Genomic DNA, 16,089 nt, shown 5'->3' with positions numbered 1-16,089 from the left:
ATTCTGATATCCCTATATTTAGCGGTACCGACGGTTCCTCGCGAACGGGGAAGGAGCACCATGCGAACAGGTGTCTGGCTGGTAGGAGCGCGCGGTTCCGTCGCGACCACCAGCATCGTCGGGGGGCTCGCGCTGCGGGCCGGCCTGGCCGGGCCGACCGGCTGCGTCACCGAGCTTCCCGAGCTGCGCGGCCCGGCCCTGCCGGCCTTCACCGACCTGGTCTTCGGCGGGCACGACGTGGCCACCACACCCCTGTGCAAGCGCGCCGAGGCGCTGGCCGACGCCGGTGTCATCCCCTGGCGGCTGGTCGCCGCGCTCCGCGACGAGCTGGGCGTGGTCGAGCAGGAGCTGCGCCCCGCGCCGTCCGGCGTCACCCAGGCCGATCGGGCTGCCGCCGCGGTCCGTGACCTCACCAGCTTCCGGGAGCGGCACAAGTTGGACCGGGTGGTGGTGGTCAACGTCTCCGCCACCGAGCCGGCCCCTCGACCACACCCCGGGCACGCCGACCCGACCGCGCTGCGGGCCGCCCTCGACGGGCCCGACGAGGTGCTGCCGGTCAGCTCCCTCTACGCGTACGCGGCGGTGTTGGCCGGCTGCCCGTACGTCGACTTCACCCCGTCCACCGGGCTGCGGCTGCCGGCGCTGGCCGCGCTGGCCGAAGAGGCCCGACTGCCGTACGCCGGGCACGACGGCAAGACCGGGGAGACCCTGGTCAAGTCGGTGCTCGCGCCGATGTTCGCGATGCGCAACCTGGCCGTGGGCTCCTGGTCCGGGGTCAACCTGCTCGGCGGTGGCGACGGCGCCACCCTCGCCGACCCGGCCGCGAACGCGGCAAAGGTGCAGAGCAAGCAGCGGGTGCTCGGCGAGACGCTGGGCTACGTTCCGCAGGGCGGCACCCGGATCGAATTCGTCGAGGAGCTGGGCGACTTCAAGACCGCCTGGGATCTGATCACCTTCAGCGGTTTCCTCGGCACCGGCATGCGGATGGAGTTCACCTGGCACGGCTGCGACTCCGCGCTGGCCGCGCCGCTGGTGCTCGACCTGGCCCGACTCACCGCCGCCGCGCACGCGGCCGGGCAGGTGGGCCCGCTGGCCGATCTGGGCTTCTTCTTCAAGGACCCGCTCGGCTCGCCCACCCACTCGCTGGGTGAGCAGTGGGCCCGGCTGACCGCCTTCACCCGGCAACTGCACGGCGGGGACGGTGCCCATGACAACGTTGGCTGACCTCGCCGAGTTGGTCCGCGCTCCAGCGGCGCTCTCGGTGCCCGGCGACGTGATCGCCGGGGCGGCGGCGGCCGGCGCGTTGAGCCCGCGTACCCCTGCCCTGGCCGGCGCGTCGGTGCTGCTCTACTGGGCCGGCATGGCCGCCAACGACTGGGCCGACCGACGCCTGGACGCGGTGGAGCGGCCCGAGCGGCCGATCCCCAGCGGGCGGGTCACCCCGGCCGCGGCGGTCGGTCTCGCGGCGGGCCTCACGGCCGCCGGCGTCGGCCTGGCCGCCGCCGTGGGCGGTCGCCGAGCCGCCGCCCTCGCCGTGCCGCTGGCCGCCACCATCTGGGGGTACGACCTGCTGGCCAAGAACACCGCGGCGGGCCCGGCCGTGATGGCCGCCTGCCGGGGGCTGGACGTGCTGCTCGGCGCGTCCGGCGGCCGGCTGACCCGGGCGTTGCCGGCGGCGGCCACCGTCGCCGCGCACACCTGGACGGTCACCGCGCTGTCCCGCCGGGAGGTCACCGGCGCTGACGCCGCCCTGCCGAAGCGCACCCTGGCGGGTACCGCGCTGGTCGCCGCCAGCGCCGCCGTCGCCGTGCCGGGCGCCAAGCGGGCCCGAGCGGTCGACCAGGCCGGTGTCACCGACTCCGCCGGGACCGTCGACGAGGTCGGTGGGCGCGCGAGACGCACGGCCGGGATCGCGGCCGTGCTACCCGCCGTGCTGGCCGGCTGGTATGCCGCCCGTTACGGTGCGGCCCAGGTCGAGGTGGTCCGGGACCCGTCGGCCGGGCGGGTCCGCGCCGCCGTGGGCGCCGGGATCACCGGGTTGCCCGCCCTCCAGGGGGCCCTCACCGCGCGGGGCGGCGCCGGTCTGCTCGGGGTGGCCGTCGCGGCGGCCGCGCCGCTGGGCCGACGGCTGGCCCGGAAGGTCTCGCCGACATGAGCGTCCCCGAGCCCCGACCGGCCGAGCCGCCCGCCGACGCCACGACGCTGCGCCTCGGGTACGGCACCAACGGCTTCGCCAACCACCGTCTCGACGACGCGCTCGCGGTCATCGCCGATCTCGGCTACGTCGGGGTGGCACTCACCCTCGACCACGATCACCTGGACCCGTTCGCGCCCGGACTGACACGTCGGGTCGCCGCAGTCGGCCGACGGTTGGAGGCGCTGGGCCTGGCGGTGGTCATCGAGACCGGGGCCCGTTACCTGCTCGACCCGTGGCAGAAGCACGCACCGACGTTGCTGCACGACGACCCGACCCGGCGGATCGAGTTCCTGCGCCGGGCCGTACGGATCGGCGCGGACCTGGGCGCGGAGGCGGTCTCGTTCTGGGCTGGTGTGCGGCCCGAGGCGGTGTCACCGCAGTGCGCCTGGGACCGGCTGGTGGCCGGCTGCGCCACCGTGGTCGACGCGGCCGACACCGCCGGCGTCACCCTCGGCTTCGAGCCGGAGCCGGGGATGCTGGTGCAGGACATCGCCGACTGGCGTCGGCTGCACGCCGCCCTCGGTGGTCCGGCCCGCTTCGGCATCACCCTCGACATCGGTCACTGCCGGTGCCTGGAGCCCTGGCCGGTGCCGCAGTGCGTCGCCGAGGTGGCCGGGCACCTGGTCAACGTGCAGATCGACGACATGCGCCGGGGCGTACACGAGCACCTGGAGTTCGGCGTGGGTGAGATCGACTTCCCGCCGGTGCTGGCGGCCCTGGCCGCGGCCGGCTATCGCGGGCTGGTCGCGGTGGAGTTGCCCCGCGACTCGCACGCCGCGCCCGCCGTGGCCGCCCGGTCGATCGAGTTCCTGCGGGCCGCCGCGGCCGCCGCTGGTCACAGTGCTCGCACCCTTTGCTCTGCACCCGCCGAGGCGACACCCGCCGAGGCGACACCCGCCGAGGCGACACCGGCCGAAGACCACCCAGGTGCATATGTAGGTGCAGAGCAAAGGGTGGCGGGGCACCGGGGTGCCGGCGTAGCTACAAGGGGAGGAGACGGGATGACACCGGATTCACTACGGGCCGCGCTGGGAGGCGTACCCGATCCCGATTGGCTGGACACGGCGCTGCGCCGAGTTGCGGCCGAGCCCGCCGCGATCACCCGGCTCTTCCCCGCCGTCGGCCGACGCTGCGGTCGGGCCGCATTGCCCGACGCCCCCGGCTGGACCGCCGACGACGCGGCCCGGGTGCTGCTGCTCACCAGCCTGCCCGGCGAGCACGCGGCGTACGCCGAGCGCCTCTACCAGCACGGTGACGCGGCCGAACGACGAGCCGTGCTGCGGGCCCTGTCGCTGCTGCCGATCGGCGCGGCCGGGGTTCCGTTGCTGCACGACGCGATCCGCACCAACGACACCCGGCTGGTCGCCGCCGCGCTCGGCCCGTACGCGCGGCACCTCGACCCGGCGGCCTGGCGGCAGGCGGTGCTCAAGTGCGTGTTCAGCGGCGTCCCCCTGGCCGTCGTGGCCGACCTGGACACCCGGGCCGACGGTGAGCTGGCCGCGATGCTGGCCGCGCTGGCCGCCGAACGACACGCCGCCGGCCGGGAACTGCCCGCCGACGCCACCGACCTGCTCGACCGGCTCACCGCCGCACTGCCCCGGGAGGCGTGAATGCGCATCTTCGACCCCCACATCCACATGACCTCACGCACCACCGACGACTACGAACGGATGGCCGCCGCCGGAGTACGCGCGGTGGTGGAGCCGGCGTTCTGGCTGGGTCAGCCGCGCACCAGCGCCGCGTCGTTCATCGACTACTTCGACTCGCTGATCGGCTGGGAGCCGTTCCGGGCCGGGCAGTTCGGGGTGCGGCACTTCGCCACCATCGCGCTGAACCCCAAGGAGGCCAACGACCCGCGCTGCCGTCCGGTCCTCGACCTGCTGCCCCGCTACCTGGACAAGGACGCGGTGGTGGCGGTCGGCGAGATCGGGTACGACTCGATGACACCCGAGGAGGACGAGGCGTTCGCGGCCCAGCTCGCCCTCGCGGTGGCGTACGAGCTGCCGGCGCTGGTGCACACCCCGCACCGGGACAAGGCGCGCGGCTGCGAGCGGACCCTCGCGGTGGTCGCCGAATCCGGCATCGACGCGGGACGGGTGGTGGTCGACCACCTCAACGAGGTGACCGTCAAGCTGGTCCGGGACAGCGGCTGCTGGCTGGGCTTCTCCATCTACCCGGACACCAAGATGACCCCGCAGCGGATGGTGGAGCTGCTGCGCGAGTACGGCACGGACCGGATGCTGGTCAACTCGGCCGCCGACTGGGGGCGCTCCGACCCGCTGCTGACCAAGGCCACCGGCGAGGCGATGCTGGCCGCCGGGTTCGGCGACGACGACGTCGACAAGGTGCTGTGGCGCAACCCGGTGGAGTTCTACGGGCAGTCCGGGCGGCTCGACCTCAGCGACCTGGACGACGCCGTCGCCGTGGACCCGCAGACCGGCAACTCGATCCTGCGCGGGGGCAGCTGATGCGGCTGCGACATGCCGGCGGCGAGACCGTCCACCTCGGCTACTGCACCAACGTGCACCCCGCCGAGGACCTTGCCGGCATCCTCGGTCAACTGGACACCTACGCGGTGCCGGTCCGCGAGGCGCTCGGCAGCGACCTGCTCGGGCTCGGCCTCTGGCTGGCCGCCCCGGTCGCCGCCGAGCTGGCCGCCGACCCGACGCTCCGCCGCCGGTTGCGCACCGAGCTGGACGCGCGCGGGCTGGAGGTGGTCACCCTCAACGGCTTCCCGTACGCGGCCTTCCAGGCGCCGGTGGTCAAGCAGGACGTGTACCACCCGGACTGGACCACCGAACAACGCCTCACGTACACCCTGGACCTGGCCCGGGTGCTCGCCGACCTGCTACCCGGCGACGCGGCCCGGGGCTCGATCTCCACGCTGCCGCTGGCCTGGCGGCAACCGTGGGACACCGACCGGGCCGACGCGGCCCGACGCCGGCTGGACCAGCTGGCCGCCGGCCTGGCCGAGGTGCAGCGGGACACCGGCCGGGAGGTGCGGGTCGCCTTCGAGCCGGAGCCCGGCTGTGTGGTGGAGAGCAGCGGCCAGGCTGCGGCGCTGTTGTCCGGGATGGACACCGAACGGCTGGGAGTCTGCCTCGACCTGGCCCACCTGGCCTGCGCCTGGGAGGAGCCGACCGAGGCCCTGCACCGACTACGGGCGGCCGGGCTGCCGGTGGTGAAGGTGCAGGTCTCCGCCGCCGTCGAGGCCGCCGACCCGGACGGCGGGGCCGACGCGCTGCGCCGCTGGGTGGAGCCGCGCTTCCTGCACCAGACCCGGGGCGCCGGTTGCGCCGGGCTGGCCGACCCGGCCGACCCGGCGTACGCGGCCGACGACCTGGACGAGGCGCTGGACCGGGCACTGCCCGGCCCGTGGCGGGTGCACTACCACGTGCCCCTGCACGCCCCACCCGAGGAACCGCTCGGCTCGACCCTGCCGGTGCTCCGTGCGGCGCTGAGAGCGCTCTTCGACGGTCCGACCGCCGGCTGCGACCACCTCGACGTCGAGACGTACACCTGGGGGGTGCTGCCCGCCGCACGACGGCCCGGCACCGACGCGGAGCTGGCCGGCGGCATCGCCGCGGAGCTGGCCTTCGCCCGAGACGAACTGGTCGGCCTCGGGCTGACCCCGGAGAACACCGTGACCGTGGGGGTGACGCGATGAGCCGGCGACTGGTGGTGCTCGACGTGGTGGGGTTGACGCCCCGACTACTGGCGCACATGCCTCGACTGCGGGGTGTCGCCGACGGCGGCTTCCGGGCCGAGTTGGGCACCGTGCTGCCCGCGGTGACCTGCTCGGTGCAGTCCACCTTCCTCACCGGCGAGCCGCCCAGCGGGCACGGGATCGTCGGCAACGGGTGGTATTTCCGGGAGTTGGGCGAGGTGCTGCTGTGGCGGCAGCACAACGCGCTGGTCGGCGGGGAGAAGCTCTGGCAGGCGGCCCGCAGGGCCGAGCCCGACTACACCGTCGCCAACGTCTGCTGGTGGTACGCCATGGGCGCGGACGTCAACTGGACGGTCACCCCCCGACCGGTCTACTACGCCGACGGGCGCAAGGAGCCGGACTGCTACACCGATCCGCCGGAGCTGCACGACGCGCTCACCGGGCGACTGGGCACATTCCCCCTGTTCACCTACTGGGGGCCGACCGCCGGGTTGCCGTCGTCGCGGTGGATCTGCCAGGCGGCCGAGCAGATCCTGGCCGACGTGTCGCCCGACCTGACGTTGGTCTACGTGCCGCACCTCGACTACGACCTGCAACGCTTCGGTCCCTCGTCGGCCCAGGCCGCCGCCGCGGCGGCCGAGTTGGACGCGGTGCTCGGCCCGCTCCTGGACGCCGCCCGGGCCCGGGACGCCACAGTGGTGGTGCTGTCCGAGTACGGCATCACCGACGTGTCCCGGCCGGTGGACATCAACCGGCTGCTGCGCGCCGAGGGGCTGCTGCGGGTGCACACCCAGGCGGGCATGGAGTATCTCGACCCGTGGACGTCGAAGGCGTTCGCGGTCGCCGACCACCAGGTCGCGCACGTCTACGTCAAGGATCCGGCGGATGTGCCGGCGGTGGCGAAGCTCTGCGCCGGCCTGCCCGGGGTGGCCGAGGTGCTCGACGCCGACGGCAAGGCCGCGCACGGGCTGGACCATCCGCGCGCCGGTGAGCTGGTGCTGGTGGCCGAGCCGGACGCCTGGTTCACGTACTACTACTGGCTGGACGACGCTCGCGCGCCGGACTTCGCCCGGCTGGTGGAGATCCATCGGAAGCCGGGTTACGACCCGGCCGAGTTGTTCTTCGATCCGGCCAACCCCGGTGCCGCGAAGGCTCGTGCCGGCGTGGCGCTGGCCCGCAAGAAGCTCGGCATGCGCTACCTGATGAGCGCGGTCGGCCTGGACGCCGGCGCGCGGGCGGTGCGCGGCTCACACGGGCGGTTGCCGGACGACCCGGCCGACGCCCCGGTGCTGCTCTGCTCCGACCCGGCCGCGGCCCGGGACAAGATCGCGGCGACCGAGGTCAAGGCGCTGCTGCTGGAGCTGGCCGGGCTGAGTGCCGGTGGCACGGAGGACGGGTCGGGGGAGGGGGCATGACGGTCACTGTCGCGCCCACCGACGCCAGTGAGCTGCGGGCGCGCTTCGACGCGGAGCTGGCCGGGTTCCTCGACCGGCAGGGCCCGGACTGGCCGGACGGGGCGCCGCGTGGCGTGTTCACCGCGCTCCAACGATTCGTGCTGGCCGGCGGCAAGCGGTTGCGACCGCTCTTCTGCTACTGGGGCTGGCGTGGGGCGGGGGCGGCCGACGGGACCCCGATCGTGGTGGCCGCGGCGGCGCTGGAGCTGTTCCACGCGTTCGCGCTGATCCACGACGACATCCTGGACGGCAGCGACCGCCGCCGGGGTGAGCCGTCGGTGCACCGGCTCTTCGCCGACCTGCACGCCCGCTCGGCGTGGCGCGGCGACCCCGAGGCGTACGGGCGCAACACCGCGCTGCTCTGCGGGGATCTCTGCGCCGCCTGGTCGGATCAGATGTTCCACGAGTGCGGGCTGAGCACCGAGCAGGTGCACCGGGGCTACAGCGTGTTCGCGCTGATGCGTACCGAGGTGATCGCGGGGGAGTACCTGGACCTGGTCTCGGGCGTGGGCGACGGCTCGGTGGCCAGCGCGCTCACCGTGATCCGGATGAAGGCCGCCCGGTACACGGTCACCCGGCCGTTGCAGATCGGCGCGGCCCTGGCCGGCGCGGGCCCGGAACTGATCGCCGCGCTGGGCGAGTTCGGTGACCCGCTGGGCGACGCGTTCCAGCTCCGCGACGACGTGTTGGGCGTGTTCGGCGACCCGGCGGTCACCGGGAAGTCGGTCCTGGACGACCTACGGGAGGGCAAGCCCACGGTGATGATGGCGCTGGCCCGCAGCGCCGCCGACCGGGCGCAGACCATCCGGCTGCGGGAGCTGTTCGGCAATCCGGCATTGGACGCCGACGGCGCGGCGGAGCTGCGCGACATCATCGAGGCGACCGGTGCCCGGGAGCGGATCGAGCAGATGATCCGGGTCCGTACCGAGGCCGCGCTCTCCGCCCTGCAGAGCGCGATGGTGGCCGACGAGGCCCGCGCGGCCCTGGTTGCGCTGGCCGGGCAGGCGATCGACCGACGCGCCTGACCGGCGACTTTCGATTAGATCGACAAAAGTTGATGCTGAACCGCCGGAAGGTATGGACACATCGACACGTGCGACTTAGTGTCGTGGCCAACACGACAATGTTTCGTCGAGGTGAACCGGCGGCGCGGTAACCCATCGACCCCCACCACCGCTACGGCATCCGGCGCGACGGCGCGCGCCCGGCCTGGCAGTCACTCGTCAGGAAGGGGCAGCACAGATGTCCATGAAGGACGCTCCCACACATCGATCCCGACGATGGTTCTCCGCCGGATCAGCGCTGCTGCTGGCGGTCGCCGCCGGCACGGTCACGCTCGCCGCCGGCTCGGCCCCCGCACAGGCGCACCCGATCGTCGCCACCGACTTCCAGCAGGTCGAGCTGGCCCGCGGGGTGGCCGACATGGGGGAGCCGATGTCGCTGGCGGTGCTGCCGGACCGCTCGGTCCTGCACACCGCCCGCAACGGCACCCTGCGCCGCACCGACGCCAACGGCACCACCTCCGTGATCGGCACCCTGTCGGTCTACACGCACGACGAGGAGGGGTTGCAGGGCGTCGGCGTCGACCCGGGCTTCGCCTCCAACCGCTACATCTACCTCTACTACGCCCCGCCGCTCTCCACCCCCAGCGGTGACGCGCCGGCCACCGGCACCGACTTCTCGGCCTGGAACGGGGTCAACCGCCTCTCCCGGTTCACCCTCAACTCCGACTTCACGATCAACCAGGCCAGCAAGGTCGACGTGCTCGACGTCCCGGCCAACCGGGGCATCTGCTGCCACGTCGGTGGGGACATCGACTTCGACGCCGCCGGCAACCTCTACCTGTCCACCGGTGACGACACCAACCCGTTCGAGTCGTCCGGCTACTCGCCGCTGGACGAACGGACCAACCGCAACCCCGCGTACGACGCGCAGCGCAGCGCCGGCAACACCAACGACCTGCGCGGCAAGATCCTGCGGATCAAGGTGAACGCCAACGGGACGTACTCCATCCCGTCGGGCAACCTGTTCGCACCCGGCACGGCCAAGACCCGGCCGGAGATCTACGCCATGGGGTTCCGCAACCCGTTCCGGATCAGCGTGGACAAGGCCAACGGTGTCGTCTACGTCGGTGACTACGGGCCGGACGCCGGCACCACCAGCTCCACCCGCGGGCCGTCCGGCCAGGTCGAGTTCAACCGGGTCGCCGCGCCGGGCAACTACGGCTGGCCGTACTGCACCGGCACCAACACCACCACCGAGACGTACAACGAGTGGGACTTCGCCACCAACGCCAGCGGCGCGAAGTACAACTGCACCGGCGGGCCGACCAACAACTCGTTCCGCAACACCGGCCTGACCACTCTGCCGCCGGCCCAGCCGGCCTGGATCCGGTACGCCGGCGACGCCGGCACCCCGACCGAGTTCGGCGGCGGCTCCGAGTCGCCGATGGGCGGCCCGGTCTACCGGTACAACGCCTCGTCGACCTCCACCACCAAGTTCCCGCAGTCCTTCGACGGGCAGTTCTTCGCCACCGAGTTCGGCCGAGGCTGGATCAAGCCGATCCACGTCAACGCCGACGGCTCCCGGGGCGCCATCGACACCTTCCCCTGGGTCGGCAAGCAGGTGATGGACTCCGCGTTCGGCCCGGACGGCGCGTACTACGTGCTCGACTACGGCACCGGCTACTTCAACGGCGACGCCAACTCGGCGCTCTACCGCTTCGACTACGTTGGCGGCGGCAACCGGGCGCCCACCGCGAAGGCCAGCGCCAACCGCACCTCTGGCGCGGCCCCGCTCACGGTGACCTTCTCCTCGGCCGGCTCGTCCGACCCCGAGGGCGGCGCGCTGACGTACTCGTGGAACTTCGGTGACGGGACCACCTCGACGGCGGCCAACCCGACGAAGACCTACAGCGCCAACGGCAGCTACACCGCGACGCTGACGGTGCGGGACCCGCAGGGTGCCACCGGCAGCAGCAGCGTGCAGATCAGCGTCGGCAACACCGCGCCCACGGTGACCATCAACAACCCCGGCAACGGCCAGCTGTTCAGCTTCGGCGACACGGTGCCGTTCAGCATCACGGTGACCGACCCCGAGGACGGCACGATCGACTGCACCAAGGTCAAGATGACCTACGTGCTCGGGCACGACCAGCACGGGCACCAGATCACCTCGAAGACCGGCTGCTCGGGCTCGATCACCATCCCGGTCGACGGTGAGCACGACGACGCGGCGAACATCTTCGCGATCTTCGACGCCGAGTACACCGACGCAGGCGGGCTGACCACGCACACCCAGCACACGCTGCCGCCGCGGCACCGCCAGGCCGAGTTCTACGGCACCTCGTCCGGGATCAACGTGTTCAGCAAGACCACCGCCGAGGGTGGCAAGACCGTCGGTGACATCAACAACGGCGACTGGATCGCGTTCCAGCCGTACCGGCTCGGCAACGTGACCTCGTTCAACGCCCGGGTCTCCTCGGCGGGTGCCGGCGGCACCCTCCAGGTCCGGGCCGGCTCGGCAACCGGCACCGTGCTCGGCTCGGCCACGGTCCCGGTGACCGGCGGCTGGGAAACCTTCACCACGGTCACCGGGACGATCAGCAGCCCGCCGACCGGCACCACCACGCTCTACCTGACCTTCGCCGGGTCGGGCACCGGGGCGCTCTACGACCTGGACGCCTTCACCTTCGTCACCGGGACGCCCCCGGCCGGTGGGGCTGGGCCGATCAAGGGCCTCGGTGGCAAGTGCCTGGACGTGCGCAACGCCGCCACCGCCGACGGCACGCAGATCCAGATCTACACCTGCAACGGCAGCGCCGCGCAGACCTGGGCAGTCACCCCCAACTCCACGATCAAGTCGTTGGGCAAGTGCCTGGACGTCTCGGGAGCGGGCACCGCCGACGGCACCAAGATCCAGCTCTGGACCTGCAACGGCACCGCCGCCCAGAACTGGGCCGCCCAGGCCGACGGCACGCTCCGCAACACGTCGTCGGGCAAGTGCCTCGATGTCTCCGGCAACAACTCCGCTGACAGCACGGTGGTCCACCTCTGGACCTGCACCGCCGCCGCCAACCAAAAGTGGATCCTGCCCTGAGCTGGCGGGAGGGGCCCTTCGACAACGCCTAGTGTGAGGCGAGGGGCCCCTCCTAACCGCAATTAGGAGAGCGATATGCGCAGACGCCTGCGACCCGTCCTCGGTGCGGCCATGGCCGCACTCGCCGTCATCGCCTGCACCACCCCGGCCACCCCGGCCAGCGCCGCCGACGCCCCGTACGACGTGCTGGTCTTCTCCAAGACCGCCGGTTTCCGGCACGACGCGATCCCGGTCGGCATCCAGACCATCCGCGACCTGGGCGCGGCGAACAACTTCACCGTCACCGCGACCGAGGACGCAGCCGCGTTCACCACCACCAACCTCGCCCAGTACGAGGCGGTCGTCTTCCTCAACACCACCGGCGACGTGCTCAACGCCAGCCAGCAGACCGCCTTCGAGTCGTACATCGCCTCCGGACGCGGGTACGTGGGTGTGCACGCCGCGGCCGACACCGAGTACGACTGGCCCTTCTACGGCAACCTGGTCGGCGCGTGGTTCGCCTCGCACCCGGCCATCCAACAGGCCAACATGAAGGTCGAGGACCGGGGCCACGCGGCGACCGGGCACCTGCCGCAGACCTGGACCCGCACCGACGAGTGGTACAACTACCGGACCAACCCCCGGTCGACCGCCCACGTGCTGGCCACGTTGGACGAGTCGTCGTACTCCGGCGGCGGGATGGGCGCCGACCACCCGCTGAGCTGGTGCAAGAGCTACAACGGTGGCCGGTCCTTCTACACCGGCGCGGGGCACACCCAGGCGTCGTACGCGGAGCCGGCGTTCCGGACCCACCTGCTCGGCGGCATCCGGTATGCCTCCGGTCGGAGCAAGGCCGACTGCCGGCCCGAGACCGGGTACACCCCGCTGTTCAACGGCTCGACGACCGGCTGGTCGCAGGCGGGCCCGGGTAACTTCACCAACTCCGACGCCACCCTGACCTCGGTCGGCGGTATGGGTCTCTACTGGTACAGCGCCAAGCAGTTCACCAACTACTCGCTGAAGCTGGACTGGAAGCTGGCCGGCGACGACAACTCCGGCATCTTCATCGGGTTCCCGCCATCGAGTGATCCGTGGTCGGCGGTGGACAACGGTTACGAGATCCAGATCGATGCCACCGACGCGGTCGACCGCACCACCGGCGCGGTCTACACGTTCAAGTCCGCCGACATCGCCGCTCGCGACGCGGCGTTGAACGCGCCGGGGGAGTGGAACACGTACGAGCTGTTGGTCGAGGGTGAGCGGCTGCAGATCTTCCTCAACGGGGTGAAGATCAACGACTTCACCAACACCAACCCGGTCCGTTCGCTGGCCGGCCACATCGGCATCCAGAACCACGGCACCGGCGACGACGCCTTCTTCCGCAACATCCGGATCAAGGAACTGGGCACCACGCCGCAGCCCGGGAACACCACCATCCAGGCCGAGGCGTTCAGCTCGGCCAACGGCGTCTCCGCGTTCACCAAGGCGGGCGCCAACGGTGGGCAGACCATCGGCTACATCGATCCGGGCGACTGGGCCGCGTACAACGGGGTCAACCTGACCGGGGTCACCTCGTTCACCTCCCGGGTCGTCTCCGGTGGCGCGGGTGGCACCATCCAGGTGCGCACCGGCTCGGCCACCGGCCCGGTGCTCGGCTCGGTCGCCGTGCCCAACACCGGCAGTTGGACGACCTTCGCCAACGTCACCACGGCACTGTCCAACGTCCCGTCCGGCACCCAGAACCTCTACCTCACCTTCACCGGTAGCGGCACGGGGCTCTTCGACGTGGACGACTTCACCCTGGTCAAGGGGACCGGAGGCAGCACCGGCGTCGGCCCGATCAAGGGTCTGGCCGGTAAGTGCCTGGACGTCCGCAACGGCGCCACCGCCGACGGCACCCAGATCCAGATCTACACCTGCAACAGCAGCGCGGCGCAGACCTGGACGGTGACGCCGAACTCGACGATCAAGGCGCTCGGCAAGTGCCTGGACGTCTCCGGCAGCGGCACCGCGGACGGCACCAAGATCCAACTCTGGACCTGCAACGGCAGTGGCGCCCAGAACTGGGCGGCCCAGTCCGACGGCACCCTGCGCAACCCGTCGTCGGGCAAGTGCCTCGATGTCTCCGGCAACAACTCCGCCGACAGCACCATCGTGCACCTCTGGACCTGCCTCAACGCGGCCAACCAGAAGTGGACCCTGCCCTAACCCAACCCCCTTGACGCGGCGCCCCGCCGGCTCCACCCCGCCGGCGGGGCGCCGCCCCACGCTCTGCCCCCCACCCCGCCCCGCCCCGCCCCGCCGATCTTGCGCTTTCTGTCGCGACCAATGCCACAAAGCCGGCGTTTCGTCGACACAAAGTGCAAGATCGGCGGGATGAGGGGGCGGCGGGGCGCGGCCTAGCAGGGGCTGCCGTACCTTCACCTGTATGGGGCGGTTCGCGCAGTGGCGTGAGATGGTGCTGGCGCGAGGCCATCAGATGCTGGGCGCGGTGGGTCGGGCGGAGGAGCCCGACGACCCGTCCGAGCCGACGCCCAGCCTGAACCGTCTCGACGCGCTCGTCGAGGGCTTCGCCGCCGGTCAGCCGGTGCGGTGGACCATGGCCGGGCAACCCCGGCCGCTGCCCGGCCCGGTCGACGTGGTGGCGTACCGGATCATCGAGGAAGCGCTGACCAACGCGTGCCGGCACGCCCCGGGCGCTCCGGTCGGGGTCCGGCTGCGCTACGACACCACGGGCATCACCATCGAGATCCGCGACGAGGGCGCCGGTCCCGCGCCGTCCGGCGGCGCCACCGCGGGCGCGGGGCGGGGTCTGCTCGGGGTACGCAGGCGCGCCGAACGGCTCGGCGGCACGTTCTCCGCCGGCCCACGCGCCGGTGGCGGCTTCACCGTACGGGCCGTCCTGCCCGCGCCGGAGGAAATGGTCGAATGATCGGCCGACCGCGGGGCTTCCCCGATGGGGTGGTGCGGAAATAGGGTGGGGATCGGCGACCGTGCTGGTGGCCGGTGACCCGGTGGGAGGCGCAACCCGCCGGGCTCAGGTGTGCTCCGCACCCACCGGTGACCGCCCGAGTGCCGCGTACGTCCGGTCACCCCTCGCCCCGGTCCGCACATGGAATCCCCATCACAACAGGGGAGAAGGACAATGGCGCGACCCATCACGCTCTTCACCGGCCAGTGGGCCGATCTTCCGTTCGAGGAGGTCTGCCGGCTCGCCTCCGAGTGGGGCTACGACGGTCTGGAGATCGCCTGCTGGGGCGACCACTTCGAGGTCGACAAGGCGCTCGCCGACGACTCGTACATCGAGCGTAAGAAGGAGACCCTCGCGAAGCACAACCTCCAGGTCTTCACGATCTCCAACCACCTCGTCGGTCAGGCGGTCTGCGACCACCCGATCGACGAGCGGCACCAGGGCATCCTGCCCGGCCGCATCTGGGGCGACGGGGAGCCCGAGGGGGTCCGTCAGCGGGCCGCCGAGGAGATCAAGGACACCGCGCGGGCGGCGGCGAAGCTCGGGGTGAAGACGGTCGTCGGCTTCACCGGTTCGTCGATCTGGCACACCCTGGCGATGTTCCCGCCGGTGCCGCCGTCGATGATCGAGCGCGGCTACCAGGACTTCGCCGACCGGTGGAACCCGATCCTCGACGTGTTCGACGAGGTGGGGGTTCGGTTCGCGCACGAGGTGCACCCGAGTGAGATCGCGTACGACTACTGGACGACGAAGCGGACGCTGGAGGCGATCGGCAACCGGCCCGCGTTCGGGCTGAACTGGGACCCGTCGCACTTCGTCTGGCAGGAGCTGGACCCGGTGAACTTCATCTTCGACTTCGCCGACCGGATCTACCACGTCGACTGCAAGGACGCGAAGGTGCGTACCGGGGATGGCCGGCGCGGCCGGCTCGCCTCGCACCTGCCCTGGGCCGACCTGCGTCGCGGGTGGGACTTCGTCTCCACCGGCCACGGCGACGTGCCCTGGGAGGACTGCTTCCGCGCGTTGAACGCGATCGGCTACACCGGCCCGATCTCGGTCGAGTGGGAGGACGCCGGAATGGACCGGCTGGTCGGCGCCCCGGAGGCGTTGCAGTTCGTCCGCCGGCTCGCCTTCGACGCACCGAGCGCCGCCTTCGACGCGGCGTTCAGCAGCAAGGACTGACCGCACCGCGGACAGACCACGGGCCGGTCGCCCTGCGGCGACCGGCCCGTCGACGTGCGATTGGTCAGAGCGTGCTGGCGTTCGTGCCCGAGCCGGACGGCTTGGTGCGGGGGTTGGTGGACGACGGCGACCCGGAGGTCGTGCCGACCGTGTTGGTGCCCGCCTTGGCGCCCACGGTGGCGGGCGTGCCGGCGAACGCGTCGTCGGCGGCGGTCAACTCCTGCTTGCCGGTGCTGCCGTTGCCGGTGCCCAGCTTCTCGCCCAGTTTGGTCTGGCCGAGCTTGTCCTTGCCCTCGCTGTAGAGCTTGTTGGCCTGGGCCTGCGCGACCCCGGCCGCCTCCTGGACGGTCGGGTGGTCGAGCACCTTGCGGCCTCGGACCACGAGCTCTTCGTACTTTTCCCGGCCGGCACGGGCGCCCAGGACGAATCCCGCAGCCAGCCCGCCAAGAAACATGATCTTTCCGCGCATGGCGGCTCCTTCCGTACCTGACGCGCCGTCACCCCGGCGAGTTGCCCCGTCGGAAGGCGACCTGTTCGCGCC

12 protein-coding genes and 1 pseudogene are annotated in these 16,089 nt (G+C 71.9%); 12 read left to right on the top strand and 1 reads right to left on the bottom strand.

The genetic code is table 11. The features are described 5' to 3' along the window. Window positions 1–60: 60 nt before the first annotated feature. The 12 genes and pseudogenes from ACIBF8_RS13810 (at window position 61) to ACIBF8_RS13755 (ending at window position 15,548) form a co-directional block, all read left to right on the top strand. Window positions 61–1,224 (top strand): inositol-3-phosphate synthase, encoded by a 1,164-nt coding sequence (locus ACIBF8_RS13810; RefSeq protein WP_396783061.1) that lies wholly within the window; start codon window positions 61–63, stop codon window positions 1,222–1,224. Then, on the top strand, window positions 1,208–2,155 hold the full coding sequence (locus ACIBF8_RS13805) for an SCO3242 family prenyltransferase (protein ID WP_396783060.1): 948 nt from the start codon (window positions 1,208–1,210) through the stop codon (window positions 2,153–2,155). The genes ACIBF8_RS13810 and ACIBF8_RS13805 overlap by 17 nt, the downstream gene beginning before the upstream one ends. Continuing rightward, window positions 2,152–3,003 (top strand): annotated as a pseudogene (locus ACIBF8_RS13800) (sugar phosphate isomerase/epimerase family protein); the annotation flags it as partial. The gene ACIBF8_RS13805 and the pseudogene ACIBF8_RS13800, both read left to right, overlap by 4 nt. Window positions 3,004–3,198: 195 nt before the next feature. After that, complete coding sequence (locus ACIBF8_RS13795; protein ID WP_396783133.1) at window positions 3,199–3,807, top strand: EboA domain-containing protein; 609 nt, start codon at window positions 3,199–3,201, stop codon at window positions 3,805–3,807. After that, window positions 3,808–4,665, top strand: a complete 858-nt coding sequence (locus ACIBF8_RS13790; protein WP_396783059.1) for a TatD family hydrolase — start codon at window positions 3,808–3,810, stop codon at window positions 4,663–4,665. Then, on the top strand, window positions 4,665–5,864 hold the full coding sequence (eboE, locus tag ACIBF8_RS13785) for a metabolite traffic protein EboE (RefSeq protein WP_396783058.1): 1,200 nt from the start codon (window positions 4,665–4,667) through the stop codon (window positions 5,862–5,864). Before ACIBF8_RS13790 ends, eboE begins: the two co-directional genes overlap by 1 nt. Beyond that, the gene (locus ACIBF8_RS13780; protein WP_396783057.1) at window positions 5,861–7,279 is read left to right on the top strand and encodes an alkaline phosphatase family protein; all 1,419 of its coding nucleotides are present in this window, start codon (window positions 5,861–5,863) and stop codon (window positions 7,277–7,279) included. The genes eboE and ACIBF8_RS13780 overlap by 4 nt, the downstream gene beginning before the upstream one ends. Further along, a complete protein-coding gene (locus tag ACIBF8_RS13775) occupies window positions 7,276–8,343 on the top strand; it encodes a polyprenyl synthetase family protein (protein WP_396783056.1) in 1,068 nt (355 codons plus the stop codon). The genes ACIBF8_RS13780 and ACIBF8_RS13775 overlap by 4 nt, the downstream gene beginning before the upstream one ends. 217 nt (window positions 8,344–8,560) lie before the next feature. Beyond that, window positions 8,561–11,416 (top strand): PQQ-dependent sugar dehydrogenase, encoded by a 2,856-nt coding sequence (locus tag ACIBF8_RS13770; RefSeq protein WP_396783055.1) that lies wholly within the window; start codon window positions 8,561–8,563, stop codon window positions 11,414–11,416. A 75-nt stretch (window positions 11,417–11,491) separates the two neighbouring features. Next, a complete protein-coding gene (locus ACIBF8_RS13765) occupies window positions 11,492–13,603 on the top strand; it encodes a ThuA domain-containing protein (protein ID WP_396783054.1) in 2,112 nt (703 codons plus the stop codon). A gap of 220 nt (window positions 13,604–13,823) precedes the next feature. After that, window positions 13,824–14,327 (top strand): sensor histidine kinase, encoded by a 504-nt coding sequence (locus tag ACIBF8_RS13760; protein ID WP_396783053.1) that lies wholly within the window; start codon window positions 13,824–13,826, stop codon window positions 14,325–14,327. 213 nt (window positions 14,328–14,540) lie between these two features. Beyond that, on the top strand, window positions 14,541–15,548 hold the full coding sequence (locus ACIBF8_RS13755) for a sugar phosphate isomerase/epimerase family protein (protein WP_396783052.1): 1,008 nt from the start codon (window positions 14,541–14,543) through the stop codon (window positions 15,546–15,548). Between the two features lie 64 nt (window positions 15,549–15,612). Here ACIBF8_RS13755 and ACIBF8_RS13750 read toward each other — a convergent pair whose 3' ends face one another. After that, a complete protein-coding gene (locus tag ACIBF8_RS13750; RefSeq protein WP_396783051.1) occupies window positions 15,613–16,017 on the bottom strand; it encodes a hypothetical protein in 405 nt (134 codons plus the stop codon). Between the last annotated feature and the right edge of the window lie 72 nt (window positions 16,018–16,089).

Origin of the sequence: Micromonospora sp. NPDC050276 (assembly GCF_044459545.1) — a bacterium.
Taxonomy (GTDB): domain Bacteria; phylum Actinomycetota; class Actinomycetes; order Mycobacteriales; family Micromonosporaceae; genus Micromonospora.
Note: the sequence above shows the minus strand (reverse complement) of the source record. Positions and strands in the feature narration are given on the sequence as shown.